This is a genomic window from Micromonospora sp. WMMD736, from assembly GCF_049179015.1.
Classification (GTDB): Bacteria; Actinomycetota; Actinomycetes; order Mycobacteriales; family Micromonosporaceae; genus Micromonospora.
The window spans coordinates 1-1,241 of the sequence record NZ_JBMHMI010000103.1 but is presented as its reverse complement, the minus strand read 5'-3'; the positions used below and the strand labels follow the sequence as shown (position 1 = coordinate 1,241).

The 1,241-nt window shown below is 64.3% G+C and carries 1 protein-coding gene and 1 pseudogene; one reads left to right on the top strand and one right to left on the bottom strand.

Annotation, left to right across the window (positions count from 1 at the left end):
* A partial coding sequence (locus ACN269_RS34180; protein ID WP_421477397.1) for an MBL fold metallo-hydrolase occupies nt 1–807 on the top strand: 807 nt, incomplete at its 5' end.
* On the opposite strand, the pseudogene ACN269_RS34175 reads toward ACN269_RS34180, so the two are convergent.
* Nucleotides 784–1,241: pseudogene (locus tag ACN269_RS34175) on the bottom strand (hypothetical protein); the annotation flags it as partial. The gene ACN269_RS34180 and the pseudogene ACN269_RS34175 sit on opposite strands and share 24 nt — an antisense overlap.

The window sequence follows — 1,241 nt, the reverse complement described above, 5'->3', positions numbered from 1 at the left end:
CCGAACGGCACGTTCTCACCGACCACATCGACGTTGATCACCGGTGCTACCGAGGCGGTTCTGATCGACGCCCAGTACCTCAAGGATGACGTCCGCGACCTCGGAGACCTCATCGAGCGCACGGGGAAAAAGCTCACGACGATCTACATCACCCACGCTCACCAAGATCATTACCTCGGGTTCGGTCCACTTCTCGAGCGGTTCCCAGGCGCGAAATGCATTGCGCTGCCGCATGTGGTCGAGGCGATCAAGGACACCATGGACATGCAGACCGAGCAGTGGAAACTACTGTTCGGCGACGCGACCGTGACAGCCGGACCAGTGCCTGAACCGATGCAGGGCCACACGCTCTACGTCGACGGTTCCCCGCTGAACGTCATCGAGGTCAAGCAGGCGGACGTCCATCCGACGACGATCGTCCATGTCCCCGAAATCGATGTCGTGGTGGCCGGTGATTCGATATACAACGAAATCCACGCAATGCTGGGATTTGCGACGCCGGCGGAATGGCAGGACTGGCTCGAGACGGTCGACGTCGTCGAAAGCCTCGAGCCACGGATGATCGTGGCCGGCCACCGCAGGCCCGACGGTGACGACTACGCGGTCGACCGGATGATCGCGCAGACCCGCTCCTATATCAAGGACTTCGCCGCGACATACGAAGTCGCCAAGGACGCCGACGAGCTGATCTCCGCCATGACGGCGAAGTATCCGTACCACGGCAACCTCTGGACCCTGCAGTTCTCTGCCATGGGCGCGATGATGCTCCGCGACAGCGGTGCGTCAGCCGCGGATATCACGGCCTGACGCGACGGGGCTGGACGCGATCGACGGAATAGCCTGCGCGTCGCTGGACCGCGAGGACCGGTTGGCGGCCAGTGCCACGGCGGCGAGCGCGGATGCGACCGCTGCCGCGATGATCAGCACCCAGCCGAGCCGCACCGCGGCTAGGTCGATGACAGGCTGGTAGACCAGCGTGACGATGGCGGTGCCAAAGACCATGCCGAGCTGTCGCGCCGTGTTGATCAACGCCGAGCCGGCGCCCCACCGATGTGCCGGCAAGGCGCGGCCGGGGACAGCGGACAGGCTTGGCATGACGAATCCGATCCCGGCGCCGCTGAGTATCTGACCGGGAAGGAAGTCAGCGAGATAGTTCGGATCGGCGCCAACACGGCTTAACCACACGATGACTCCCGCCGCATAGAGGGCGGCGCCACTCGCGGCGACGGAACCGACACCCC